This window comes from Ferdinandcohnia jepli, assembly GCF_047246645.1.
Lineage (GTDB): Bacteria > Bacillota > Bacilli > Bacillales > Bacillaceae_L > Ferdinandcohnia.
The window spans coordinates 1-23,286 of sequence record NZ_JBFOKR010000028.1 but is presented as its reverse complement, the minus strand read 5'-3'; the positions used below and the strand labels follow the sequence as shown (position 1 = coordinate 23,286).

Annotated in this window: 26 protein-coding genes; 1 reads left to right on the top strand and 25 read right to left on the bottom strand. The window is 36.3% G+C overall.

Annotated features, from left to right (window positions below):
* Window positions 1-71: 71 nt before the first annotated feature.
* The 14 genes from AB3M96_RS22010 to metG form a co-directional block, all read right to left on the bottom strand.
* Window positions 72-1,025, bottom strand: a complete 954-nt coding sequence (locus AB3M96_RS22010) for a ribose-phosphate diphosphokinase (RefSeq protein ID WP_412969758.1) — start codon at window positions 1,023-1,025, stop codon at window positions 72-74.
* A gap of 18 nt (window positions 1,026-1,043) precedes the next feature.
* The gene (gene glmU, locus AB3M96_RS22005; RefSeq protein ID WP_412969757.1) at window positions 1,044-2,423 is read right to left on the bottom strand and encodes a bifunctional UDP-N-acetylglucosamine diphosphorylase/glucosamine-1-phosphate N-acetyltransferase GlmU; all 1,380 of its coding nucleotides are present in this window, start codon (window positions 2,421-2,423) and stop codon (window positions 1,044-1,046) included.
* Between the two features lie 360 nt (window positions 2,424-2,783).
* Window positions 2,784-3,074, bottom strand: a complete 291-nt coding sequence (gene spoVG, locus AB3M96_RS22000; protein WP_026562422.1) for a septation regulator SpoVG — start codon at window positions 3,072-3,074, stop codon at window positions 2,784-2,786.
* Window positions 3,075-3,216: 142 nt separating this feature from the next.
* On the bottom strand, window positions 3,217-3,591 hold the full coding sequence (locus tag AB3M96_RS21995; RefSeq protein WP_412969756.1) for a RidA family protein: 375 nt from the start codon (window positions 3,589-3,591) through the stop codon (window positions 3,217-3,219).
* On the bottom strand, window positions 3,591-4,448 hold the full coding sequence (gene purR / locus AB3M96_RS21990; protein WP_412969755.1) for a pur operon repressor: 858 nt from the start codon (window positions 4,446-4,448) through the stop codon (window positions 3,591-3,593). The genes AB3M96_RS21995 and purR overlap by 1 nt, the downstream gene beginning before the upstream one ends.
* A 55-nt stretch (window positions 4,449-4,503) precedes the next feature.
* On the bottom strand, window positions 4,504-5,373 hold the full coding sequence (ispE, locus tag AB3M96_RS21985; RefSeq protein WP_412969754.1) for a 4-(cytidine 5'-diphospho)-2-C-methyl-D-erythritol kinase: 870 nt from the start codon (window positions 5,371-5,373) through the stop codon (window positions 4,504-4,506).
* Window positions 5,374-5,566: 193 nt separating this feature from the next.
* Entirely contained in the window at window positions 5,567-5,752 is a 186-nt protein-coding gene (locus AB3M96_RS21980) for a small, acid-soluble spore protein, alpha/beta type (RefSeq protein WP_412969753.1), read from the bottom strand.
* A gap of 218 nt (window positions 5,753-5,970) precedes the next feature.
* A complete protein-coding gene (veg, locus tag AB3M96_RS21975) occupies window positions 5,971-6,240 on the bottom strand; it encodes a biofilm formation stimulator Veg (protein ID WP_412969752.1) in 270 nt (89 codons plus the stop codon).
* A gap of 343 nt (window positions 6,241-6,583) precedes the next feature.
* Window positions 6,584-7,456: a sporulation peptidase YabG gene (gene yabG, locus AB3M96_RS21970; RefSeq protein WP_412969751.1), complete on the bottom strand. Its 873-nt coding sequence runs from the start codon at window positions 7,454-7,456 to the stop codon at window positions 6,584-6,586.
* A 684-nt stretch (window positions 7,457-8,140) separates the two neighbouring features.
* A complete protein-coding gene (gene rsmA / locus AB3M96_RS21965; protein WP_412969750.1) occupies window positions 8,141-9,022 on the bottom strand; it encodes a 16S rRNA (adenine(1518)-N(6)/adenine(1519)-N(6))-dimethyltransferase RsmA in 882 nt (293 codons plus the stop codon).
* The gene (rnmV, locus tag AB3M96_RS21960; protein WP_412969749.1) at window positions 9,015-9,581 is read right to left on the bottom strand and encodes a ribonuclease M5; all 567 of its coding nucleotides are present in this window, start codon (window positions 9,579-9,581) and stop codon (window positions 9,015-9,017) included. The genes rsmA and rnmV overlap by 8 nt, the downstream gene beginning before the upstream one ends.
* Before the next feature lie 156 nt (window positions 9,582-9,737).
* On the bottom strand, window positions 9,738-10,940 hold the full coding sequence (locus tag AB3M96_RS21955; RefSeq protein WP_412969748.1) for a resuscitation-promoting factor: 1,203 nt from the start codon (window positions 10,938-10,940) through the stop codon (window positions 9,738-9,740).
* Between the two features lie 227 nt (window positions 10,941-11,167).
* Window positions 11,168-11,935 carry a TatD family hydrolase gene (locus tag AB3M96_RS21950; RefSeq protein ID WP_412969747.1) on the bottom strand — a complete coding sequence of 256 codons (768 nt, stop codon included), beginning with the start codon at window positions 11,933-11,935 and terminating at the stop codon, window positions 11,168-11,170.
* A 58-nt stretch (window positions 11,936-11,993) separates the two neighbouring features.
* Window positions 11,994-13,943: a methionine--tRNA ligase gene (gene metG / locus AB3M96_RS21945; protein WP_412969746.1), complete on the bottom strand. Its 1,950-nt coding sequence runs from the start codon at window positions 13,941-13,943 to the stop codon at window positions 11,994-11,996.
* Window positions 13,944-14,391: 448 nt separating this feature from the next.
* Between metG and abrB the strand changes: the two genes are divergently transcribed.
* Entirely contained in the window at window positions 14,392-14,676 is a 285-nt protein-coding gene (abrB, locus tag AB3M96_RS21940; RefSeq protein ID WP_412969745.1) for a transition state genes transcriptional regulator AbrB, read from the top strand.
* A 32-nt stretch (window positions 14,677-14,708) separates the two neighbouring features.
* Here the strand turns inward: abrB and rsmI are convergent, their stop codons facing one another.
* The 11 genes from rsmI to AB3M96_RS21885 form a co-directional block, all read right to left on the bottom strand.
* Entirely contained in the window at window positions 14,709-15,584 is an 876-nt protein-coding gene (rsmI, locus tag AB3M96_RS21935) for a 16S rRNA (cytidine(1402)-2'-O)-methyltransferase (RefSeq protein WP_412969744.1), read from the bottom strand.
* Window positions 15,550-15,849, bottom strand: a complete 300-nt coding sequence (locus tag AB3M96_RS21930; protein WP_412969743.1) for a GIY-YIG nuclease family protein — start codon at window positions 15,847-15,849, stop codon at window positions 15,550-15,552. The genes rsmI and AB3M96_RS21930 overlap by 35 nt, the downstream gene beginning before the upstream one ends.
* A complete protein-coding gene (locus tag AB3M96_RS21925; protein WP_412969742.1) occupies window positions 15,836-16,579 on the bottom strand; it encodes a tRNA1(Val) (adenine(37)-N6)-methyltransferase in 744 nt (247 codons plus the stop codon). Before AB3M96_RS21925 ends, AB3M96_RS21930 begins: the two co-directional genes overlap by 14 nt.
* Before the next feature lie 90 nt (window positions 16,580-16,669).
* Entirely contained in the window at window positions 16,670-17,023 is a 354-nt protein-coding gene (gene yabA, locus AB3M96_RS21920) for a DNA replication initiation control protein YabA (protein ID WP_412969741.1), read from the bottom strand.
* 13 nt (window positions 17,024-17,036) lie between these two features.
* Window positions 17,037-17,864 carry a competence/sporulation regulator complex protein RicT gene (ricT, locus tag AB3M96_RS21915; RefSeq protein ID WP_412969740.1) on the bottom strand — a complete coding sequence of 276 codons (828 nt, stop codon included), beginning with the start codon at window positions 17,862-17,864 and terminating at the stop codon, window positions 17,037-17,039.
* Complete coding sequence (gene holB, locus AB3M96_RS21910; protein WP_412969739.1) at window positions 17,857-18,861, bottom strand: DNA polymerase III subunit delta'; 1,005 nt, start codon at window positions 18,859-18,861, stop codon at window positions 17,857-17,859. The genes ricT and holB overlap by 8 nt, the downstream gene beginning before the upstream one ends.
* Window positions 18,862-18,879: 18 nt before the next feature.
* Entirely contained in the window at window positions 18,880-19,320 is a 441-nt protein-coding gene (locus AB3M96_RS21905) for a YaaR family protein (protein ID WP_412969738.1), read from the bottom strand.
* Between the two features lie 21 nt (window positions 19,321-19,341).
* Entirely contained in the window at window positions 19,342-19,671 is a 330-nt protein-coding gene (locus AB3M96_RS21900) for a cyclic di-AMP receptor DarA (protein ID WP_412969737.1), read from the bottom strand.
* A 170-nt stretch (window positions 19,672-19,841) separates the two neighbouring features.
* The gene (gene tmk / locus AB3M96_RS21895; protein WP_412969736.1) at window positions 19,842-20,474 is read right to left on the bottom strand and encodes a dTMP kinase; all 633 of its coding nucleotides are present in this window, start codon (window positions 20,472-20,474) and stop codon (window positions 19,842-19,844) included.
* Between the two features lie 73 nt (window positions 20,475-20,547).
* On the bottom strand, window positions 20,548-21,978 hold the full coding sequence (locus tag AB3M96_RS21890; protein WP_412969735.1) for an aminotransferase class I/II-fold pyridoxal phosphate-dependent enzyme: 1,431 nt from the start codon (window positions 21,976-21,978) through the stop codon (window positions 20,548-20,550).
* A gap of 74 nt (window positions 21,979-22,052) precedes the next feature.
* On the bottom strand, window positions 22,053-22,271 hold the full coding sequence (locus AB3M96_RS21885) for a sigma factor G inhibitor Gin (protein ID WP_412969734.1): 219 nt from the start codon (window positions 22,269-22,271) through the stop codon (window positions 22,053-22,055).
* Between the last annotated feature and the right edge of the window lie 1,015 nt (window positions 22,272-23,286).

Genomic DNA, 23,286 nt, shown 5'->3' with positions numbered 1-23,286 from the left:
TACACACCATCCTTAGGATTTTTAGTCATATCTCTAAATTTCCCTTAAATTGGTGTGTCTAAACCTATTTTTTAATCAAATAACGTACTAACTGACTGTTCCTCGTGAACACGGATAATTGCTTCCCCGATTAATGCCGCGACAGAGAGTTCTTTAATTTTATCAATTTTCTTTTCTTCTGGTAAAAGTATTGTATTTGTTACTACTAGCTCTTTGATTTTAGAATTTTGGATTCTTTCAATTGCTGGTCCTGATAAAACAGGATGTGTACAACATGCATAAACTTCAGATGCGCCATTTTCAACAAGAGCATTAGCAGCCAGCGTAATTGTACCAGCAGTATCAATAATATCATCAATTAAAATTGCAGTCTTCCCTTCGATATTACCAACGATATTCATAATTTCCGCCACATTAGGACGAGGTCTACGCTTATCAATAATAGCAATTGGTGCCTTAAGACGATCTGCCATTTTACGAGCACGTGTAACACCACCGTGATCTGGAGATACGATAACAATATCCTCAAGATTTTTGGTTTTAAAGTAATCTGCCAAAATTGGCACGCCCATTAAATGATCAATCAAGATATCAAAGAAACCTTGTATTTGAGGAGCATGAAGGTCTAATGTAATTACACGGTCTGCACCTGCTGTTTCCAGTAGATTTGCCACTAACTTTGCAGTAATCGGCTCACGAGCACGTGCTTTACGGTCTTGTCTAGCATAACCGTAATAAGGCATAACGATATTGATTGTTTTTGCTGAAGCACGTCTTAAAGCATCAATCATAATTAATACTTCCATGATGTGCTCATTCACTGGTGCGCTAGTAGATTGAATTACATATACATCACACCCACGAATACTCTCTTCAATATTAATTTGAATTTCACCATCACTAAAACTAGTTACAGAGCACTTACCAAGTTCGACACCAACTGATTTCGCAATTTCTTGTGCTAATGGCGCATTCGAGTTTAGCGAAAAAACCTTTAAATTTGAATCACGGTATTGATTAGGCATTATCTTTTTGACCTCCAATTAGGAATTATTCTTTTGATTTATACGTTCAACATAGTTCTCTTTATTTACTTGACGTGCGCGAGCAATAGAAAGAGCGTTACTTGGTACCTCGTTTGTAATCGTAGATCCCGCTGCTACATATGCACCTTTTCCAACTGTAACAGGTGCAACTAAATTTGAATTACAGCCAATAAATGCGCCATCTTCAATTTTAGTTAAGAATTTATTTTTACCGTCATAGTTTACTGTTATGGAGCCACATCCGATATTTACATCAGAGCCCACTTCTGCATCGCCGATATAACTTAAGTGAGAGGCTTTACTTCCTTTACCAAAGGTAACTTTTTTCAACTCAACGAAGTTACCTATTTTCACTTCATCACTAATCATAGAAGCAGGACGAATATGAGCAAACGGTCCAATTGCTACATCATTTCCAATATTACTATCATGTGCAACAGAATGACGAATTACCGTTCTTTCTCCAATTTTACAATTCTTTATCTCTGTATGTGGTCCAATCTCACAGTCTGAACCAATTTCTACTTCGCCAAGGAGTACAGTACCAGGATGAAGTATTGTATCTTGTCCAATTAGTGCATCAGGGGAGATGTATGTATTTTCCGGGTCGATAATTGTTACACCATTCACCATATGTCTTTTATTAATTCGTTGTTTCATAAGCTTTTCTGCTTGAGATAGAGCAACTCGGTCATTTACTCCTAGAGTTTCATCAAATGAAACTGTTATGAAAGCTGATACTACTTCACCTTTATTTTTAAGTATCTCAATAACATCCGGCAAATAATACTCACCTTGTACATTTTCATTATCAACATGCTTTAGTGCTTCAAATAATGCCTCATTATCAAAGCAGTAAGTGCCAGTATTTATTTCAGTAATTGTACGTTCCTCGTCACTTGCATCTTTATGTTCAACGATACGTTCTACATGTCCACTAGAATCACGAACAACTCTTCCATATCCTGTAGGATCTTCTGCAATTGCAGTAAGAATGGTTGCTTTTGCGCCTACTTTTTCGTGCTGTATCACTAAAGCTTCCATTGTTTCAGCAGTTATAAGTGGGGTATCTCCACAGACGACTAGTGTTACACCTTTATCATTTTCTAAAACCGAAGCTGCTTGCATAACAGCATGTGCAGTGCCAAGTTGTTCTTCTTGTAGCGCATACTCACTTTTATCGCCAATTTGTGTTTGTACTTTTTCCGCTCCATGTCCAACGATCGTAACTAGCTTCGACAAAGAAAGCATAGAAATTTGATCAACTACATGCTGTACCATCGGTTTACCACAAACAGGATGTAGGACCTTGTATAGCTTTGATTTCATACGTGTTCCTTGTCCTGCGGCTAAAATTATGCCGTATCGATTTGTCATTTCCAAGCCTCCAAATCAAATTCACCTCAGTGAAGGTATGCCCGTTTTCCGAAATATAATATTTAAAAATCGAGACTCTTACACGAGGCGTTAACTTTATCAAGTCACATGTATTATTTTTTTGCATGATCCACCACTTTTAAAAGTGAGAGACTCAAGCAATAAAGTTAACCTTTTTATCCATTACGAATATATCTTAAAAAGAGACCTATTTCAAGGAAACTAATAGAAGTACTCAATATTTTTCTTGGAATTTTAAAAAATGATGTTTTTTAATAGAGGAATTTTTGCAGAATTTTTAATTCGGAGAAAATAAAAAGAGCCTAAACTTTGACGTAGGCTCTTTGATGTATTTACTTTTTAGGATGCTCCTGCTTCTTCAAACTCAACCTCTAACTCGCCTAAACGGTGATATTCAGCTAAAACGGCATCTTGAATCTTCCCGCGTGTGCTAGAGTTAATTGGATGAGCGATATCGCGGAATTCACCGTCTGGAGTGCGTTTGCTTGGCATTGCAACAAATAAGCCATTATTTCCATCAATTACACGAATATCATGAACCACAAATTCATGGTCTAAAGTGATTGATGCAATCGCTCTCATTCTGCCTTCGGTATTTACGCGGCGTAATCTCACGTCTGTTACTTCCATTCTGTTCACCACCTTTTCCCAAGATAAAAACTTAGTTATTCATATTCAACGGAAAATCCTAATTTCCTGCTAAATATTAAATAATTTTTTAAAAAAATTCATACTTTTTTGTGAATGAACAGAATATTGGTAAAAATACGTCTTATTTTACTAAGGCAATAACCTCTATTTCGACAAGTACATCCTTTGGAAGTCTTGCTACTTCTACAGTCGAACGTGCTGGTTTATGTACAGGGAAGTGCTTAGCATATACTTCGTTCAATTCAGCAAAGTCATCCATGTTTTTAATAAACACAGTAGCCTTTACTACTGTTTCTAAAGATGCACCCGCTTCATATAAAACACCTTGAAGATTCTTAAATACTTGTTCTGTCTGCTCTTTAATTCCCCCACCAACTAATTCACCCTCAGGTGTTAATGGTATTTGTCCAGAACTAAAAAACATATTATTTACTACAATTCCTTGTGAATAAGGACCAATTGCCTGTGGCGCAAGATTTGTTTGAACAGTTTTCATTATTCTTCCTCCACCTCGTCTTCAATTTTAATATTATGTAAATATGAAAAGTAATTCCCCTCTGTGACCTTTATTTGTTTTTCTTTTACATCTACATCCGTTAACTTCACCAACGAAATGTACTCATCAACTAGTCGTTCTTCAACACCTTCAGACTCTACCAACACACCAATTCCTTTTAGGTTAGCGTTGAATTCCTCGAGGATGTTAACCATCCCATTAATCGTTCCGCCAGCTTTCATGAAGTCATCTATGATGAGTACATTTGCTCCTTGCTTTAAGCTTCTCTTAGCTAAAACCATTGTTTGAATTCGTTTGGTTGATCCGGACACATAATTAATACTCACTGTAGAACCCTCGGTAACCCGACTATCGTGCCTTACAATTACTACAGGAACATCTAAAAAGGAGGCAACAGCATAGGCTAAAGGTATTCCTTTAGTAGCTACAGTCATAACAATATCTATTTCACGATTTGCATAAATAGACGCGAAAATTTTCCCTATCTTATTTACAACCCTTGGATCCCCAAGGATATCTGTAAGATATAAATATCCCCCTGGTAGAAGTCGATCAGGATTTGCAATAACATCACAAAGTCCGTTTACTACTTCTTTGGCCTCGTCTTCTCCCACTAAAGGAATAAATTTGACACCACCTGCTGCACCCGCTACTGTAACTAAGGTTCCGATCCCTTGCTGTTCAAACGTTTGTTTAATAATGGTTAAATCCTCACTAATGGAGGATTTAGCAGAATCATACTTTTCAGCAAAAAAGGATAGTGACACAAGATGTTGAGGATGCAAAAGTAAATGATTTGTCATATCAACAAGCCTACTACTTCTTCGAAACTTCATGGTATACCTCCAAAATCCGAATATTTTACTGATAATATACCACTAATATACGTATTTATTCAACCGTATTTCGCTCACCTAGCAAGCGAACAGCATAAACCTGGTCTGTGAATCCACGTAACCCATTATAAATACGCTGCATTCTAGACTCTCTTTGTACAAGTGCAAACACAGTTGGACCACTTCCACTCATTAGTACCGCATCTGCCCCAAATCGCTTCATTTGTTCCTTTATGTGAGCTACTTCCGGATGAAGCTTCAATGTAACATCTTCCAGGACATTTCCTACCCGGTTACAAATACCCTCAAAATCCTTACTCTCAATCGCTTGAATCATACCATCTACATCAGGATGTTTTATATGATCTAGCGATAAGTTTCGATATACATCAGCTGTTGAAACACCTATTGTTGGTTTTGCGAGTATTACCCAACAATGCGGAGGTGCTTCGATATGTGTAATTTTTTCACCTCTACCTGTTGCCAATGCAGTGCCACCGTACACACAAAATGATACATCTGAGCCAATTTCTGCTCCTAAGGTAGCAAGGTCATCTAAACTAAGGCCTAATCCCCAAAACTTGTTTAAACCTCGAAGAGTTGCTGCTGCATCACTGCTTCCACCTGCTAGACCTGCTGCAACAGGAATAGTCTTCGTAATTGAAATGACCACACCTTTTTTTACGCCATATCGTTTCTTCAATAAATTTGCTGCCTGGTAGGCTAAATTACGACTGTCATCCGGTACAAAACGGTTATGAGAGATAACCTTGATTTCATCCCCTTCATACTCCGATAACTCTAGCCTATCTGCAAGATCAATTGTTGTCATGACCATACGAACCTCATGATAACCATCTGGTCGCTTATGTAACACATCAAGTGCCAAGTTAATCTTTGCTGGGGCTTTTACTAATAATTTCATGAAAACACCTGCTTTTAACGTAGTTCAATATTGACATTGTACCATAAAGTGAAAGTTTAACCAGTAGTCGTCCCACCCCTACAAAATGTATTTTTTTTACTAATCAAACATGTCGGTAAGAAGACCATTTATCAGCTTCTATATATAGAGAAAGCCGAAGCAAAAATGCTTCGGCGCCGTAGAAGAAATTCATTTATTGGTTTTTCATCTTATTGGCAAGCTGTTGCTGTCCAAGTTCAATTGCCCGCTTCACCATATTTCCGGCATCGCGTGACCGAATTGCACCCCAGCCTTCACTTTTTACAGTATCGTAAAAACCTAACTCTTTTGCAAGCTCCTCTTTGAAGCCTTCAGACATGATACCTCGACGTCTTCCCAATAGAGACAACCCCTTTCATATACCTACGACAATATTAGTATTTGAAAGAAAGTGAGTAGTTATATAATCAAGTTTTATCCTAATCACCCTATTTTAAACAAATAGGCTGTGAATTTTTGTGAAATTTTATTTGAAGGGTACCTTTTGTATACTTTTATATCAAAAGTTGCTTGTGGACTACTCTTTTTGGACAAAATAAAAAAGCAGCAAACCAATGTCTACTGCCCACTTATCGCAATTCTCCCAGTTGTTTCATCAAAGAAGGTTAATTGAACGGTTTCAGTTAAAATATCTGCATAACTATACGAAACACGTTCGAAGGAGTTTTCATCCTGATCTAATTCAATCACAAATACAGAGGGGTACGTTTCTGCGAGCACACCCGAGCGCTCAATCGTCTTTCTTCGACCACCATTTGCTTTTAACGTAAGTCGCTTACCTAAATTAGTATCTAAAGACCTTTTAATATCGTGCAAAGTTTTTGCCATATTACTCCACCTCACTATTCCTAGTATACCAAATAAACAACTATTAGTCAAACATAAAACTAAAATTATAACAATGATACAAAATACTTGTCAATGTATTTTTTCCTACAAATTTTTCACTTCACAAACAATATTTTGTACATTTTTTTTACTTTTATGTATATAAATTACGATTTGTTCAAGTCGACACTTTTCTCATATATCTTTTTTTCTAAAAAAATTTAGTTCTTTTTCAGTAACCTCCTTAATCATCTGGTAAATGTCTAATCGGTAATTACGTTTATAGACACCACTAGCAACTATAAAGCAAAAGAGATACTACCGGATCTCCGACAGTATCTCTCTATTCTATCTCGCTATGTTTTTGATATGGCATACCTGTTCGTAGTACCCCTTTTGTCTCAATTCCTCCAAGACCCTTTTCTCCAGTTAACGTATTGCGCAATACATCCCACACATTAATCCTCTCATCAAAAGGAGTAAAACTAATTTTTGCTACAATATACACCGGATCAAGTGCATGAATATTGACTCTTGACGGAGAGCTAGCATAGTTGGCACCTGCGCGGATTAATGACTCAAAATGTGATTGACAAGCTCCAGCGAAAATGACTAGTTGATCTAAATGAGGAACTTTCCTTCGTGCCTGTCGAACAGTTTGAACAAAATGCCTAGAATGTCGATATGCTTTCAAATCTGTTACTTTTCCTTTTGATTTTGAATATGCATCATGGCCCGTAATAACCAGTATGTCTGGTCTATATTTATTTAATAATTCATCTATTCTCTCAGGCATTTCTTTTTCATGACAATGCACCCCATAAACAGGTATACCGATTTTCTCATATAAATCCAAACACTTTTTTAAATAATTTGGATCTCCATCAATATGCAATACCCTACCTGGAATTTGAAAGAATTCCTGTTCATTTGTATAGCCGTTTGTAGCATGATATTCATTTTTCTGCCTAATTAATTGGTAATCTTGGCGAAAAAGTCTATACGAATTATCAACTCTTTCTCGTTCAACTAACTGTCTTTTCTGTTTTTCTCTTTCATCAATGATTACTACATCATCATAAGGAGCATCAGCAATAAGCCTTACTTCCTCACCATATAAATAGACAATTTGTTTATCTTGTACCTCAATAACTTTAAATAATAGATCATAATTATACGATTTACGGGCTACTATGTCGCCTACTTTTATTTCCATCCGTACCCACTCCAAATTCGAGGTGAAATCCCTACATTAGATGCCTACTTCCTAGCCTATGCAGATATTCTGGAAGTGGTGAGTGGATTAAGTAATGGTATTTGAGTGTCAGGCGCTGAAGTTTGTGTATTTGCCACTAATAAATGACAAATAGAATGCTTATAGTTGAAAAGAGAAACTACAAACTCATATCTCCATGCGTAGAGATGTGATTATAAGGTTAGTTAGCTGCTTTAGACTGTCATTCACATATAAGTGGTAGGTTTAGTAGTCTTGATGCTTAAAAACCGGTATATGGGCTTTAGCCTTGCTTCATTTTATCAAAAATCTCTTACCTTAGCCCTATTCGCTGATTTTATGGCCGAACATTGTTTAAACTCAGTGGTGGGATTACAAATGGATTTATGTTTTTTATTTTGGATTTACGATTTTTAAATTGGATTTATAATTTTTAATCTAAATTTACGGTTTTTAATTCGGATTTATGATTTTTAATCCAGATTTACGGTTTTTAATTCCGATTTATGATTTTTAATCCAGATTTACGGATTTTAATTCGGATTTATGATTTTTAATCCAGATTTACGGTTTTTAATTCGGATTTATGATTTTTAAACCAGATTTATGGTTTTTAGCAATTCCAGGCCATATTTTATTGCATTAAAAAAAGGCCACTGACGGCCTCTACATTTTTAACGTTTTATATAAAATATCACTTAGTCTTCCAAACTCTGCAATCGATAATGTTTCCCCACGTCGTTTTGAATCAATTTCTGCAGTTTGTAAGCAGTCTTCAATAACAGCTTTTTGTTCCTTGCCGTTTGGAAGGTTCGTTGTAAGGTTATTTAAGATTGTTTTCCGTCTCTGTCCAAAAGCTGCACGAACAACATCAAAAAAGAATTGTTCATTTTCAACCTCTACCGCAGGCTTTTCTCTTTTAAGCAATCGAATAACCGCTGAGTCGACATTCGGTTGTGGTACAAACACAGTTCTAGGGACTGTCATGACCGTCTCTGCCGTCGTATAGTACTGTATGGCGATAGATAGTGATCCGTAATCCTTTGTCCCCGGCTCGGCGGATATGCGGTCTGCAACCTCTTTCTGAAGCATTACAACTATACCTCGAAGCGGGAGTTTCTCTGTTAACAGCTTCATGATGATTGGAGTTGTTACGTAATATGGGAGATTAGCAACAACCATTATTTCTTCTACATCATTCATTTTTTCATTAATAACTGATTGTACATCTGCCTTTAACACATCTTGATGGATAACCTCTACATTTGGATAGGGAGATAATGTATCTGCAAGGATTGGTAAGAGACGACCATCAATTTCAAAAGCAACTACCTTCTTTGCTCTTTTAGCTAGTTGTTCAGTTAATGCACCAATACCAGGGCCTATTTCTATTGCTCCTGTTACTTCCGACACTCCTGCATGATCAACAATTCTATGTAGGATGTTCGTATCAATTAGAAAGTTTTGCCCTAAGCTTTTTTTAAAGGAAAATCCATGTTTTTCAAGTATTGTACGGGTTCTAATTGGCGTTGCTATATCTTTATTCACTTTGTTTTTCCCCCTGTAACACGTCCGCGACGGCTTTATCAAAGGCTTCCTTTGAAATTTGAAACATCTGCAGTCGCTTATATAATTGTTTTCCGTTAGTATAACCAATTTTCAAGATGACTCCTAGCTTTTCTCTGCGTTCTCTCGCCTTACTTCCTCCAATTAAACCAGCATGCAACAATGAATCATATTCAATTTCAGTTGTTACATCCTCCATTTCCTGCTTAACTGATTCTAACGCTCGGCGTATCGATTCTGGGGAAGCGTGTTCAACCCCAATCTTTCTACCTGATTTTGCAATTGCTTCAGTTTTAGGTAGAAAGGCGTGCTTACATCCTGGAACTGCATTCGCAACTATCTTACGAATTCTTTCACCAGGGTAGTCGGGATCTGTAAATACAATGACTCCGCGAACCTCTTGAGCATGCTTTATTCGTTCTAGTACTTCTTTATTTACAGCTGAACCATTTGTTTCAATTGTATCAGCATCAACAGCCCGTTTAATGGCTACTGTATCATCCTTACCTTCAACTACAATTATTTCCTTAATTTTTTTCATTTTTTATGAAACCTTTCATGATTTTCTACGTCTAACAATATAGATACAAATATTACATTATTATAACAAAAATGTTTCTTACATAAAAATCGATCCATCTGCTTTACCACTCTTACTCATAATGAACAAAAAAACAGAGGATATGTATCCTCTGCATTAATCGAGTATTTGAATTTTAACCTTTCGTTGACCCCAACGGTATGCTTGCGACTTTTCAGGGAAAAATACATCAATTTTGTTACCTTTGATATTTGTACCCTTATCAGCAGCAATCGCATAGCCATATCCTTCAACATATACCTTTGTTCCTAAAGGAATGACACTTGGATCAACAGCAATAACTTTTACATTTGGATTTGCTCTTAGATTAATACCAGTTGCAGTATAACCTGAACAGCCATTGCAATATGCAGTATACGCAGTTGAAGATACATAGAACTCTTTTACTACGTTTCCGTTCCCTGTACCACGAGATACTTGTTGTACTATTTCTCTTGTACCAACAGCAACAACACGCTCTTTGCTATCCTTTAATGTCTCAGTTTTAATTAGATTTCTCGAGACTTCTTTACCATTTTCAAGAACAACTTCATAGTGCTTAGCTACTTTACCTTCTTCACCGGCACTTACAACTTTTTCTTTGCCTTTATCGATGTTGCTATCTTTCTTCTTAACAACCGCATAGGCAACTGATTCTTCCACTACATCGGTGACTTTTTCTACGCGCACCACGTTTACAACACTATCAGCTGTAATCGTCTCTTCCATTCCTGGTTCTACTCGATCCAATTCATTTAGTGTTACCTTTTGACTCTTTAAAAAGTCAGCGACAGTAGTCGAAGTTGACCAAATCTGTTGTTCAGTACCGCCGTCATTTAACGTCAACTGAAATGCCTTATCTACAACAATTTTCATGTTCTTTTTTAAGTTGGCATCTAGTCCAGGATTGACTTTATCATGCTCGGAAACTTCTATATTCTGATTCTTGAATAGGGCGTCTACCGTTTTATCTGTTGTCCAAACCTTTTGAGACTGGTTATCTATTACAATTTCAACTGGAATGGCTGCTATCCATGACACTTTCATGTCATCCTTAATAACCGTATCCATTGAGGGTGTTAGTTCATCATGTTTACTAACTTCAACCTCTAGATCTTGTAAGACCTCGGCAACAGTTTTTGCGTGCGTCCTAATAACTTGCTCTTCACCATTTAATGTTAGAGTAACTGTATCCTTTGTAGTCTCATATGCAGCGTAGCCTGTTCCTGCTACAGCAAACACTAGAAAACTACTTATAGAGACTATTAATCTCTTTTTGTTTTTTGACTCGGAAAACAGTTTTTTCATGTTTTTAAACAAATGAAAAACGCCTCCTTCTCTCACGTGGATTATATGATAGTAACTAAGATTCTGTCAACCCCACCCCTTTTCAACCTGACCGTATTCAATATTATGCAAGAGTCAATTTTAAAAAGGAAGATTAAGTTATCGACAAAGCTATAGTATGACGAGAAGGAGACTTGTAGAACTTTTTCTAACTCACTCATTATTGGACAAGTAGTCCTACTTCTTGACAAAATTTACTATCAGTTTATGCCGAAAAATCTTTTTGCATTGTCGGATGTTTTTTGTGCTATTTCTTCAAAAGTAGTACCTTTTAGCTCTGCAAGTTGCTCTGCTACATATTTAACATAGCTTGGTTCATTTCTTTTTCCACGGAATGGATGTGGGGTAAGGTAAGGGCAATCCGTTTCAATTAGTAAGCGATCTAATGGAATTTCAGCGGCTACTTCCTTAGGCTTTTTGGCATTTTTAAAAGTAACCGGTCCACCAAACGAAATATAAAAGTTCATGTCCATACACTGCTTCGCAACTTCTAGACTACCTGTAAAGCAATGCATGATGCCCCCAACTTCGCTAGCATTTTCTTCTTGTAAAATCTCGACTATGTCGGCTGTAGCTTCACGGTTGTGAATAATTATTGGTAATTTTACTTTTTTCGCTAAAGCTATTTGTTTTCGGAAAACTTCTTTTTGTATATCCTTTGGAGACTTGTCCCAGTAATAATCTAGGCCCATTTCTCCCAAAGCTACTACTTTAGGATGCGCTGATAGTTCTTCAATCCATTTCAAATCCTCATCTGTCATATCAATTGCATCAACTGGATGCCAACCTACAGTGGCATATATAAATTCATATTGGTCTGCCAATTCAATAGCTCGCGTAATTGTTTCTCTATCAAAGCCTACTACGACAATTGTAGAAACCCCTTCTGCCTGGGCTCTTTCAATGACCTCTTCAAGATCATCCTGGTACTGAATGGCATTTAAATGAGCGTGTGTATCGATCAACATGGTTAAATCCCCTTTATTTCTATGTAAAAGGGACAGACTGGTATCTGTCCCCTCCATTTTATTTTACTTTTGCACCATTTGGTAAGCTTTGGTCAATCGTTGCTAATGAAAGCTTTCCGTCAACTGAACCCGCTAAAATCATTCCTTGAGATAATTCACCGCGTAGTTTTACAGGCTTAAGGTTTGTCACACAAATAACCTTTCTCCCTACTAAGTCCTCTGGAGTGTAATATTTAGCAATACCTGAAACTACTTGCCGTTTTTCAAACCCTAAGTCTAGCTGAAGCTTTAAGAGTTTATCTGCTTTTTTAACAGGTTCCGCATGCAAGACTTCTGCAACACGAAGTTCAACCTTCATAAAATCATCAATCGTTATTTCTTCAGCTTGCTCTATTTCTTGTACAGGCTCTTCTTTTTTAGTTCCGCCCTGCATTTGATTTTTTATATACTCTACTTCGTCTGCAATCTCAAGGCGTGGGAAGATCGGATTCCCTTTCGTCACTTGGATTCCTTCTTGTTTTACGCCAAACTCAGATAAACTATCCCATGTTTTTAAGGATTCATCATTAAAACCAAGCTGTTCGAAAATCTGACCAGGTGTCTTAGTTAAAAACGGTTGAAGCATAACAGCTGAAAAACGTAGTGATTCTGCTAAATGGCTCATAATCGAACCTAGTTCATCTTTTTTCGCCTCATCTTTAGCTACAACCCATGGCTGTGTTTCATCAATATACTTATTTGTACGGCTTATGAATTGCCATAGAGATGTTAGTGCTACAGAAAACTCCATATTCTCCATTGCTTCTTCATATTTTGATACCGTATCAAAAGCAAAATTTACAAGTTGAGTATCAAATTCTGATTTACTGCCATCATATGTTGGAACGGTTCCCTCAAAATATCGTTGTACCATTGCAACTGTACGGTTAAGAAGATTTCCTAAGTCATTCGCAAGATCAAAGTTAATTCTTTCTACAAAGCCCTCAGGAGTAAATACACCATCCGCTCCAAATGGAACCTCACGCAATAAGTAATAACGAAGAGCGTCTAGTCCATATCTGTCAATTAATGTAACAGGGTCAACTACATTCCCTTTTGACTTAGACATTTTTCCATCCTTCATTAATAACCAACCGTGCGCAAATACTTTCTTTGGTAATGGCAAGTCTAGTGCCATTAGCATAATCGGCCAATAAATAGTATGGAAACGAACAATTTCCTTTCCAACTAAATGTACATCAGCAGGCCAATATTTCAGATACTTACTATCATTATTAGTCCCATAACCTAACGCTGTAATATAGTTAGATAATGCATCAATCCATACATAAATAACATGCTTTGGGTCTCCAGGAACCTTTACTCCCCAATCAAAAGTAGTTCTTGATACTGCTAAATCCTCAAGTCCGGGCTTAATGAAGTTATTAATCATTTCATTTTTTCTAGACTCCGGTTGGATAAAGCTCGGATTTTCTTCATAATACTGAAGAAGGCGGTCCACATATTTGCTCATTTTAAAGAAGTAAGACTCTTCTTTCACTTTCTCTACAGGGCGGTTACAGTCTGGACAATTTCCATCTACTAACTGTCTTTCTGTATAGAAAGATTCACAAGGTGTACAATACCATCCTTCATACTGATCTAAATAAATATCTCCTTGATCAACAAGCTGTTTAAAAATTTTCTCTACAACTTCTTTATGGCGTGTCTCTGTTGTACGAATAAAATCATCATAGGATATCTCAAGCTTTTGCCATAACTCTTGAATTCCCGCTACAATTTCATCTACATATGCTTGCGGGGATACACCTTTATCTTCAGCAGAGCGCTGTATTTTTTGCCCGTGTTCGTCAGTTCCTGTTAAGAACATTACATCATATCCACGTAGTCTTTTATAACGAGCCATAGCATCTCCAGCTACAGTTGTATACGCGTGTCCAATATGTAATTTCCCACTTGGATAATAAATGGGCGTTGTTAAGTAAAATGTTTTATTTTCTTGAGTCATTGATAGACCTCCTCTTATAAATACCTGGAGCAAGACATTATTAACCATCTATTCCTATTATATCAACAAAATATACCTAAAAAACAGGTTGTATGTCAATTTATGAAATACTCTTCTAATATGCCACTATGATAATTTATCATTAAAAATTTCATTATCGACAAAATCTTTAAGGAGAATGTAGAATTTTGTCGAAAAAACGAAAATTCCATTTGCCTATTATGGTACAGAAAATGGCAATAAATTCAAAGATCGAAGACAGGTATTTTTGTAGAAACCCTGCTGTTATAAGACATTGATTTACATGTTTATACATTTTTTATATAAATTGTGTGGAAAAACGATTGACGTTTATTGGAAATGTTGATATTATAAACACGTAAGCATTTTGTCGAAAATTGACGATAAAGAGAGAAATATAAGAGTTTTGAGAGGAGAAAATATAAATATGAAATCTACAGGTATCGTTCGTAAGGTTGATGAACTAGGTCGAGTTGTAATTCCTATTGAGCTTCGTCGTACATTAGACATCGCTGAAAAGGATGCACTAGAAATTTATGTTGATGATGATAAAATCATCCTTAAAAAATATAAGCCAAATATGACTTGCCATATCACTGGTGAAGTTTCAGACAATAACTTTACACTTGCTAATGGTAAAATTATTCTAAGCCGTGAAGGTGCTGAACAAATTCTTCAAGAACTTCAAGCTAACCTTGCTACTGCAAAGTAATAGATAAAAGCTTCTCAATTGAGAAGCTTTTTTTATATCTCATGATATTCTTGATAGACTTCTCTTTTCTGTATATTTCGGTCTTTTGCTACCTTTTTAATAGCATCTTTTGATGAAATTGACTCTTTTTCGATATAATGGTTAACATGTTCAATTACTGATAATTCTTCCCACCACTGTTCAGCCTCTATTTCAACATTTTGTAAAGAACCTTCGACCACCAAACAGAATTCTCCTCGTATTGTATCTTCATTTGCCCACGTATGAAGCTGTTCTAAATCTCCACGAATAAACTCTTCAAACTTCTTCGTTAGCTCTCTTGATACGGTAATTTTGCGGTTACCTAAAACCTCTAGCATAATCTGTAAAGTTTCTTTTAATCGGTGCGGCGCCTCATAAAAGATAAGCGTTGCTTGTATATGCTTAACACTTTCTAATTGTTTACGTTTTTCCTTCTTCTGACGATCTAAAAATCCATAAAAGTAAAATGGTTGAGTTGTTACACCTGAAGCTATAAGCGATGTTAACGCAGCATTTGCACCAGGTAGAGGTACTACATAAAATTGTCGTTGAACTGCTTCAACAACAAGCTCATAGCCAGGATCAGAAATCGTTGGCATTCCTGCATCACTCACCAATGCTACATCTTTTCCTTCTTGTAGAATTCCAATTATTTTATCTCCACTAACTTGCTTATTATGCTCATGGTAGCTAATAACGGGGGTATCTATTTCAAAATGATTACATAGCTTTTTTGTTTGCCGTGTATCTTCAGCAGCAATTACTGCAGATTCTTTTAATATCTTTATTGCCCGAAACGTCATATCCTCTAAGTTACCGATAGGTGTTGGCACTAAATAAAGGGTGCCATATTCATAACTTGCTTGAAAGCTTTTTTGCTGCCACATACTGCTCCTCACCTTCCATAGCCATTACTCGTTCCTTCTCTGGACGATTTAGCTTCTTAAAACGATACTCTGCACGTAGAGCTTCTCCTTTGGTTTCATACTCCCTCACATAACGTACTGTAACAGGACCTCTTCCTCTCGTGTACTTAGCCCCTTTACCTTCATTATGCTTTCTAACTCGTTGTTCTACGTCAGTAGTGTAGCCTGCGTAATATGTACCATCCCTACATTCAACAACATAAAGATAATGTTTATTCTTCTCCATACAAAATCTTCCTTAATTCTTTGGTATACTCATTTTTTTCATTGTATACATAAAGCGGCGGTAGAATCTTTAAATCTGCATTACCATCTTTTATACCTTCAATTAAAATCGTATTTGCCTCTTTTCCCATTCTTGGATAAACAAATTGAAGACGCTTAGGTTCAATACGGTATTGCCTCATAAGCGTTACAATATCCAATAACCTTCCTGGACGATGAACAAACGCAACCTTTCCTCCTTGCCTCACCAATTGACTACTTACTCGTACAACATCTTCTAATGTACAAAATATCTCATGTCTGGCAATAGCCAAATGTTCATTTTTATTCATCTCTTCGGTTTTCGGTGTTGGAAAATATGGAGGATTACAGGTTACAACATCATACTTTCCATGTCCAAGTTGGGCAGGCATGTCCTTTATATCTCCATGTATAATGGATAATCGGTCTTGGAGTTGATTATAATCTATACTTCTTTTTGCCATATCATAGATACGTTCTTGTATTTCAACACCTGTTATTGTCCCTTTTGTTCGTTGACTCAATAATAAAGGAATAACACCATTACCCGTACAAAGATCTATGATAGTTCCCTTTTGTATTGGGACATACACAAACCTGGCTAATAAAACTGTATCTAAAGAAAACGCAAATACAGATGGACTTTGGATTATTCGTAAGTTTTCTGCAAGTAAGTGGTCTAATCGTTCATCATTATGTAATTCAGTCATTCCTTATCCCTTTCCTCACTATTATCTTCTTATTATAATGCTTTTTTGAAAAAAATGAAAAAACCCTCCCAGATGGAAAGGTTCTCTTCACTACTTCTTATTTAAAAAAGATAGACAGAATAAGCAGTCACCATCTGTACGAACACTACCATAATGCACATTACAAATATGGAAGCCTTCTTGATAGAGTCTGGCTAAATTATCATATCCTTCACCAATATCAAGTTGCTTTGCTTCTTGTGTGGTTTTACTAGCTTTCTCAGTTTTCTTTTTTGAAATGGATTGGTCTAGTCGACGACGTAAAAGGTCATTCTCCATTCGCAAATGATGATTCTCTTCAAGTAATTGTCCAAGATGCTCTTTTAATTCTCCTAGTTGAGTGTATAGATTTCCTATTTGTTTCTCCATACTACTAACAGATTCAAAAATATCTTTTTTGTCCACGTACTCCACCTCGTTATTCTGTGGCTTGAATCGAAATCGCTCCTTCTTTTAGTAGTTCCTCCCACGTATACTCGACAACACGTTCGCGACCGACTAATTCTAACTGTAAAACACGTTCTAGAATATTAAGACCCACAACTTTTCCAGTGCCACTTGTTGTTTCAATTACATCACCAAGGTCTGGAAGCTGTTCTTTAGCACTTTCATATTCATCATTTTCATATTTTAAACAGCACATTAATCGACCACATAAACCTGATATTTTAGTAGGATTTAATGAAAGGTTTTGATCCTTTGCCATTTTAATTGAAACAGGCTCGAAATCACCTAAGAAGGTTGAACAACAAAGCATTCTTCCACAAGGACCTATTCCTCCAAGCATTTTCGCCTCATCACGTACTCCTATTTGTCTAAGCTCAATTCTCGTACGGAAAATAGCGGCTAAATCTTTTACTAATTCTCGGAAGTCAACTCGTCCATCTGCAGTAAAATAGAAAATAACTTTGTTTCGGTCGAATGTATATTCCACATCGACTAGCTTCATATCAAGGCTATGTTCAACTACTTTTTCAAGGCATACATCATAGGCCTCTTTTGCAGCATACTTATTTTCTTCAACTATCAATTTATCTTTCGTGTCCGCAATGCGAATCACTTTCTTTAAAGGTAGAACGATATCATTTTCGTCAACCTGTTTTTTATTTATAACAACTTTTCCAAATTCAATTCCCCTTACTGTCTCGACAATAACATACTCGCCATCAGGAATTGTGAAGCCATTTGGGTCAAAGTAATATATTTTACCCGCTTTTTTAAAGCGTACACCAACTACATCATACAAGCTTTAATCCCTCCTGTAACTTTATTACCAATTGCTCCATTAACAAATGTGGATTCATGTTGGTGTGGAGACGACGCTTCGCCTCTAATACTGCGGTTATCTGATCACTAATTCGTCTACTCGACGTTTGTAGTGCATACTGTTTAAAGCTATCAATCTGGTCATGAAATACAACTTTTTGATCATTCCCTAGCTGAATATATAATAAATCTTTATAAACTAGCAATAATATATCTAAACCAAATCCAAGTTGTTCCTTTTCTTTAAAATGAGGAAGCCACTGATCCTGTACAAAAAAGAATGCATTGGTTGGTCTTGTATTCAGTATTTCATATAATTGTATCACTAACGTACGGGACTGTCCAAACCAAGTGTCCGTACTTAATGTGCGTGCTTCTTCCAGGTTGTTTGTTGTATGTGCAACAAGCGAAGAAACTGCAGGTGAAATCCCTTCTTCTATTAGCTGTTGGGATATTACCTTAGGTGCTAATGGTTTAAAAGATAATACCTGGCATCTAGAAAGAATTGTATTTAATATGCGATGAAGTTGCTCAGTTAAAAGAATTGCGACAGTTCGGCTATTTGGTTCTTCTAGGAATTTCAATAAACTGTTCGCTGCATTAGCAGTCATCTTATCAGCATCTTTAATAATATAAATTTTCTGGTTTGATTCCACACCTGTTTTCGAAAATTCCTCTTGTAGGGCCTGGATTTGCCATTTTTTTATGGACAGCCCATCTGGTTCAATTAAATGAACATCAGGGTGATTTCCTGAGGATATTCTTCGACAATTTGCACATTCATTACATGGCTTATAGTCGATTGGATTGAGGCAAAAAAGGCTTTTAGCTAAGAGATAACCAACCTCTTTTTTCCCAGTCCCTCGACTACCCTCAAATAAATAGGCATGGGCCACTCGATTCTTTTTTAGACTATTTCCAACCATTTTTAAAACCATTGGTTGATATTCCTCAAGCTGCTCCCATGTCTTTTCCATCACATATCACACTCTCACTTACGTATACAGATTTATTAAAAGGCCTTTTATAATTCCAACCTTACCAAGAATATTTATAGAGTCCTTTTCTTGTTCGACCATGCTTTTTGTTATACTTGTTAACTCTTTATCAATTTCTTCTACTAACTTATGTGTCCTACTTTGCCCATTCGAATTCCAGCTATGAGATTGCTTGATATCCATCCCATATTCAACCGCCTCATGTATAAATCTCTTTACAAGAGATTTATAGGCAGCGAAGTCTTTAAAAGTTTGTGAGCGAGATAACCGATCACCGGCAAAGTCAATTTCAGCTAACAGCTTAGTAAGTTGCTCCATATGAAGCTTATTTTCTTGTTGATGAACCAACTTACTAAATTTAGTGTTTTCTTGTACCTTACCAGTAAGTTGCGCTTTGTTTTTATCTATATTTACACGTACATCTTGATTTATTTTCATGAGTGAACACCTTTTAGACGTTTAAAATTGATGAAACTGATCAATTGGTAAAACAAAAACGGTCGCTCCACCTACTTCTACTTTCACAGGAAACGGAACAAAAGAATCAGCATTTCCTCCCATAGGTGAAACAGGTGCGATTAGTTGATCACGATGCTTACAATTTTCCTTAATGATATCCAGTAGCTTATTTACCCGTATATCCTCTGTACCCACTAAGAATGTAGTGTTTCCAGATTTCAGAAACCCGCCTGTAGTAGCAAGTTTTGTTGCACGAAAATTGTGCTCAACTAACGCTTGTGATAATCGGTTGCTGTCTTTATCCTGTACAACTGCAACAACTAGCTTCATCATATTGCCTCCTTATATTTTATCACTAATTACCCATTACTTCATATTACGAAATTTGGTAACTGTTTGTGCTTTTGTCCATTTAGTTGTTTCTATTCTATAACAAGTATAGACAGAACGAAAACAAAAACCTCAAAAATCATCAGACTTTTGAGGTAATTAATCCATTCTTATTTACTTTTAAGATGTTCTTCAATAATTTGCAATACTTCACTGGTAACTATTTCAAGTGAATTTTCAGCATTTACTTTACGGAACCTCTCATTAAAACGCTCCGCTAAGAGGTGATAACCTTCGTATACCTTCTGATGAAAATTCATATTTTCTAGATCTAACCGATTTACTTCACGAGAATCATTTTTACCGATTCTTGTTAATCCTTTTGCAGGATCTATGTCAAAGAATAAAGTAAGACTTGGCATCAGACCATTAATAGCAAACTCATTTATAGATAAAACTTCATCAATACCTAGCTCTCGTGCATGGCCTTGATATGCTAATGAGCTGTCTATAAAACGGTCACATAAAACAACTTTTCCTGCTTCCAAAGCTGGGATAACCTTTTCAACTAAATGCTGTCTTCTTGAAGCTGCGTATAGTAACGCTTCGGTCCGACTATCCATCTTTGTATTATTTCGATCAAGAATAACCGATCTAATTTGTTCTGCTATATCAATTCCACCTGGTTCTCTTGTGGAAACAACGTCATACCCTTTTTTTATTAACTCTTTTTGAAGAATTCCTAAAATAGTTGTTTTACCTGCTCCTTCAGGTCCTTCAAATGTTATAAAATACCCTGCCACACTGCTCAATCTCCTTCACTTCACTCTTATGCTGCATACTCATAAGAAAGTAATTTGTAGTCGTCATGGTCTACTATTCTAGTATAGTAATCAATCTACTTTCCATGTCGCCACCTTGAAACCGTGCTCCTGAGTCTATATATGTAGATAGTAATTCAATATGCCCTTCTGTAATACGCTCACCCTCCATAAGAATTGGTATTCCTGGTGGGTATGGCACAATCATTTCTCCGGAAATTTTTCCTACGGCTTGCTTAAAGGAAACAACCTTCTTATTGTACCCTTTAATCTCATTATAGAAAATAGGAAGAGTCGTAATTTTTTCTGATAAGTTCGTTTGTTGTCTAAAACGTTTCTTTTCTACCTTAAATCCTTGAAGTTGTCCTTTAATTTTGTTAACTACTTCTTCATAGTCAACAGCTTCCGTTAATGGTAAAACAAATAACACATTGTTTGGGTCTGCTAATTCCGTAAAGACCCCGACTTCCTCAAACAAACTTTGTAACTGATACCCGTTGTACTTACACTGACTTTGTATTGTTATTTTTAATGAGTCGGTGTGAACTCCCGTTTTTTGGGATTCAATCACGGTAATTTGAGGAATCTTTAGCAATTCTTCCTTAAACCGTAATATCTTCTCAATAATTTGTGTAGTTCCTTCTTTTTTATAGTTAGCAAGATGATATCTAGCCAAATCAAGAGAAGCCATTATTGGATATGATGGGCTACTCGACTGCAGCATTCGTAAATATACTTCTACTGACTCTTTCGAAAGTAACTTGCTATTCCAGTGTAAATAAGATCCCATTGTCATTGCTGGGAGGGTCTTATGTGCAGATTGGACAACAATATCTGCTCCTAAGGTAATAACAGATGGAGGGAACCCATCTACTATAAAATGTGCTCCATGAGCTTCATCGATAAGAACAGGGATTTTATGAAGGTGAGCAAGTTCGATGATGCCTGCAAGTTCTGAAGGATTGCTCATTCCATAATAGTTTGGGCTAGTTAAAATAATTGCTTTTGCATTCGGATACTCACTCAAAGCTCTTTTAACAGTATCATAAGAAACAAAAGAGGCTACTTGAGCTTCATCGTCAAACTCAGGGCTTAAAAAAATCGGGCGTGCTCCAGATAGCTTTAGCCCGTTTAAAATGGATTTATGAGAATTTCGTTGGACAAGTACAATATCATTCTGAGAACATACAGATAAAATCATTGCTAGGTTGCCAACTGTTGAGCCATTTACAAGAAAGTAACTTCTCTCAACCCCATATAAATTTGCGGTTAACTGTTCCGCCTCTAATATCACCCCTTCAGGATCATGAAGATCATCTAACCCTGAAATTTCTGTTGCATCTATCTGTAGAAGCTTTTCATAATAATCAAGTCCAAAGCTTGGAAAGTTTTGTCCATACTTATGCCCTGGTACGTGCATCGATATTGTCAGTCTTTTTGAATGATTGCTGAGTGCATTAAATAAAGGTGTATTTTGTTGATTCATATAAGGTAACCTTCCGCTGTATTTATTCCTTATTATAAAACAAAAAGATGGACCTATACTAGGTCCATACAAAACTATGAATATATCTCCGGTGTTGACACCTTTTTTAATTTTGTTAAGTAATACTGATACTTTGGATCATTTGTCTCTGTATGGATTATATCTTTCTCACAATCCAAGCATATGAATCTTGTATAAAGGTGTATGCCTCTATGTTTCTCTTGCTCACATATAATACACGTTTCCCCAATATTCTTTATATTTGCCAGTGAACTCACTGCCTCCACCTCCATACACACATTCTTTCCGAATACCACAAAATGTATACACAATTTTAAAAATAAAGAACAGTACATCTTTAGTAATCTATGAATATGAGTAGCTAGTTTGTGTATGTCTTGTTTGGTGAGGGTGAGGATTATTAATAGCAGGGTTTGAACTTTAAATTTGTACTAACTTATTGGGTGGTTTCTCAGGATATTTGGAGAGGGAGTTTCTTAGAGAAGGGCTTTTTACTAAAAAGTCAGGCACAGTTGCATTGAGGGATACCTTTGAGGGGGTTTGGTATTGATTTTTATTGGAAATAACTAATTTTATTCTTTTGTATGGGGTTTTCCGCTTATGTATGATTGGTTTTGGGAGCATTACGATTTTTAATTTGGATTTACGATTTTTAATTGAGATTTACGGTTTTTAATTCGGATTTACGGTTTTTAATTCGGATTTACGGTTTTTAATTGAGATTTACGGTTTTTAGCAATTTTTAGGTCGGTATCTAGTTAAAATTAAAAAGGCCAGCCTAATTTTAGCTGGTCTCCTAACGATAAGAAAATAACTTACGCGTAGGTTCATAAAATACTGGGGAGAAGTTACCTTTTTACTCTTTTTCGTTATTACTAAAGGTGATTTTAATTAATTTAGTCTCCAAGTATCGAAGATCTCCGTAACTTCCTCGTCAGTTGTTATAATAAAGGGTGAGATAAATCGCTTAGATCACAACTTATGCATGTTATTTGGAATTTATGCACGTTAAATCAAATTTGTGATTTTATTTTGGTTTTATGCACGTTATATTAAATTTGTGCACGTTAATCAAAACTTATGCATTTTAACAATCTTTCCAGGCTATAGTACATAATCAAAACATAATAGAAAACACCAGTTACATTAAAACCTTTTTATTAACACAAAAAAGACCAGTCACCAACTGGTCTTTCTCTCGTGCCTAGCGCGTCCTACTCTCACAGGGGCAATGCCCCAACTACCATCGGCGCCGAAGCTTAACTTCCGTGTCCGGTGGTCGGCTTC

Excerpts from the sequence above, each read along its gene's own strand:
- AB3M96_RS21885 (WP_412969734.1), bottom strand. The coding sequence starts at position 22,271 with ATGGAGGTGGAGGCAGTGAGTTCACTGGCAAATATAAAGAATATTGGG.
- AB3M96_RS21900 (WP_412969737.1), bottom strand. The coding sequence starts at position 19,671 with ATGAAGCTAGTTGTTGCAGTTGTACAGGATAAAGACAGCAACCGATTA.
- holB (WP_412969739.1), bottom strand. The coding sequence starts at position 18,861 with ATGGAAAAGACATGGGAGCAGCTTGAGGAATATCAACCAATGGTTTTA.
- ispE (WP_412969754.1), bottom strand. The coding sequence starts at position 5,373 with ATGAAATTATTAGTAAAAGCCCCAGCAAAGATTAACTTGGCACTTGAT.
- AB3M96_RS21950 (WP_412969747.1), bottom strand. The coding sequence starts at position 11,935 with ATGTTGATCGATACACACGCTCATTTAAATGCCATTCAGTACCAGGAT.
- abrB (WP_412969745.1), top strand. The coding sequence starts at position 14,392 with ATGAAATCTACAGGTATCGTTCGTAAGGTTGATGAACTAGGTCGAGTT.
- glmU (WP_412969757.1), bottom strand. The coding sequence starts at position 2,423 with ATGACAAATCGATACGGCATAATTTTAGCCGCAGGACAAGGAACACGT.
- AB3M96_RS21925 (WP_412969742.1), bottom strand. The coding sequence starts at position 16,579 with ATGACTGAATTACATAATGATGAACGATTAGACCACTTACTTGCAGAA.
- AB3M96_RS21890 (WP_412969735.1), bottom strand. The coding sequence starts at position 21,978 with ATGAATCAACAAAATACACCTTTATTTAATGCACTCAGCAATCATTCA.
- AB3M96_RS21995 (WP_412969756.1), bottom strand. The coding sequence starts at position 3,591 with ATGAAAACTGTTCAAACAAATCTTGCGCCACAGGCAATTGGTCCTTAT.
- purR (WP_412969755.1), bottom strand. The coding sequence starts at position 4,448 with ATGAAGTTTCGAAGAAGTAGTAGGCTTGTTGATATGACAAATCATTTA.
- AB3M96_RS22010 (WP_412969758.1), bottom strand. The coding sequence starts at position 1,025 with ATGCCTAATCAATACCGTGATTCAAATTTAAAGGTTTTTTCGCTAAAC.
- veg (WP_412969752.1), bottom strand. The coding sequence starts at position 6,240 with ATGGCAAAAACTTTGCACGATATTAAAAGGTCTTTAGATACTAATTTA.
- AB3M96_RS21905 (WP_412969738.1), bottom strand. The coding sequence starts at position 19,320 with ATGAAAATAAATCAAGATGTACGTGTAAATATAGATAAAAACAAAGCG.
- AB3M96_RS21930 (WP_412969743.1), bottom strand. The coding sequence starts at position 15,849 with ATGGAGAAGAATAAACATTATCTTTATGTTGTTGAATGTAGGGATGGT.
- rnmV (WP_412969749.1), bottom strand. The coding sequence starts at position 9,581 with ATGAAAAAAATTAAGGAAATAATTGTAGTTGAAGGTAAGGATGATACA.
- spoVG (WP_026562422.1), bottom strand. The coding sequence starts at position 3,074 with ATGGAAGTAACAGACGTGAGATTACGCCGCGTAAATACCGAAGGCAGA.
- metG (WP_412969746.1), bottom strand. The coding sequence starts at position 13,943 with ATGACTCAAGAAAATAAAACATTTTACTTAACAACGCCCATTTATTAT.
- rsmI (WP_412969744.1), bottom strand. The coding sequence starts at position 15,584 with ATGTGGCAGCAAAAAAGCTTTCAAGCAAGTTATGAATATGGCACCCTT.
- yabG (WP_412969751.1), bottom strand. The coding sequence starts at position 7,456 with ATGGAAATAAAAGTAGGCGACATAGTAGCCCGTAAATCGTATAATTAT.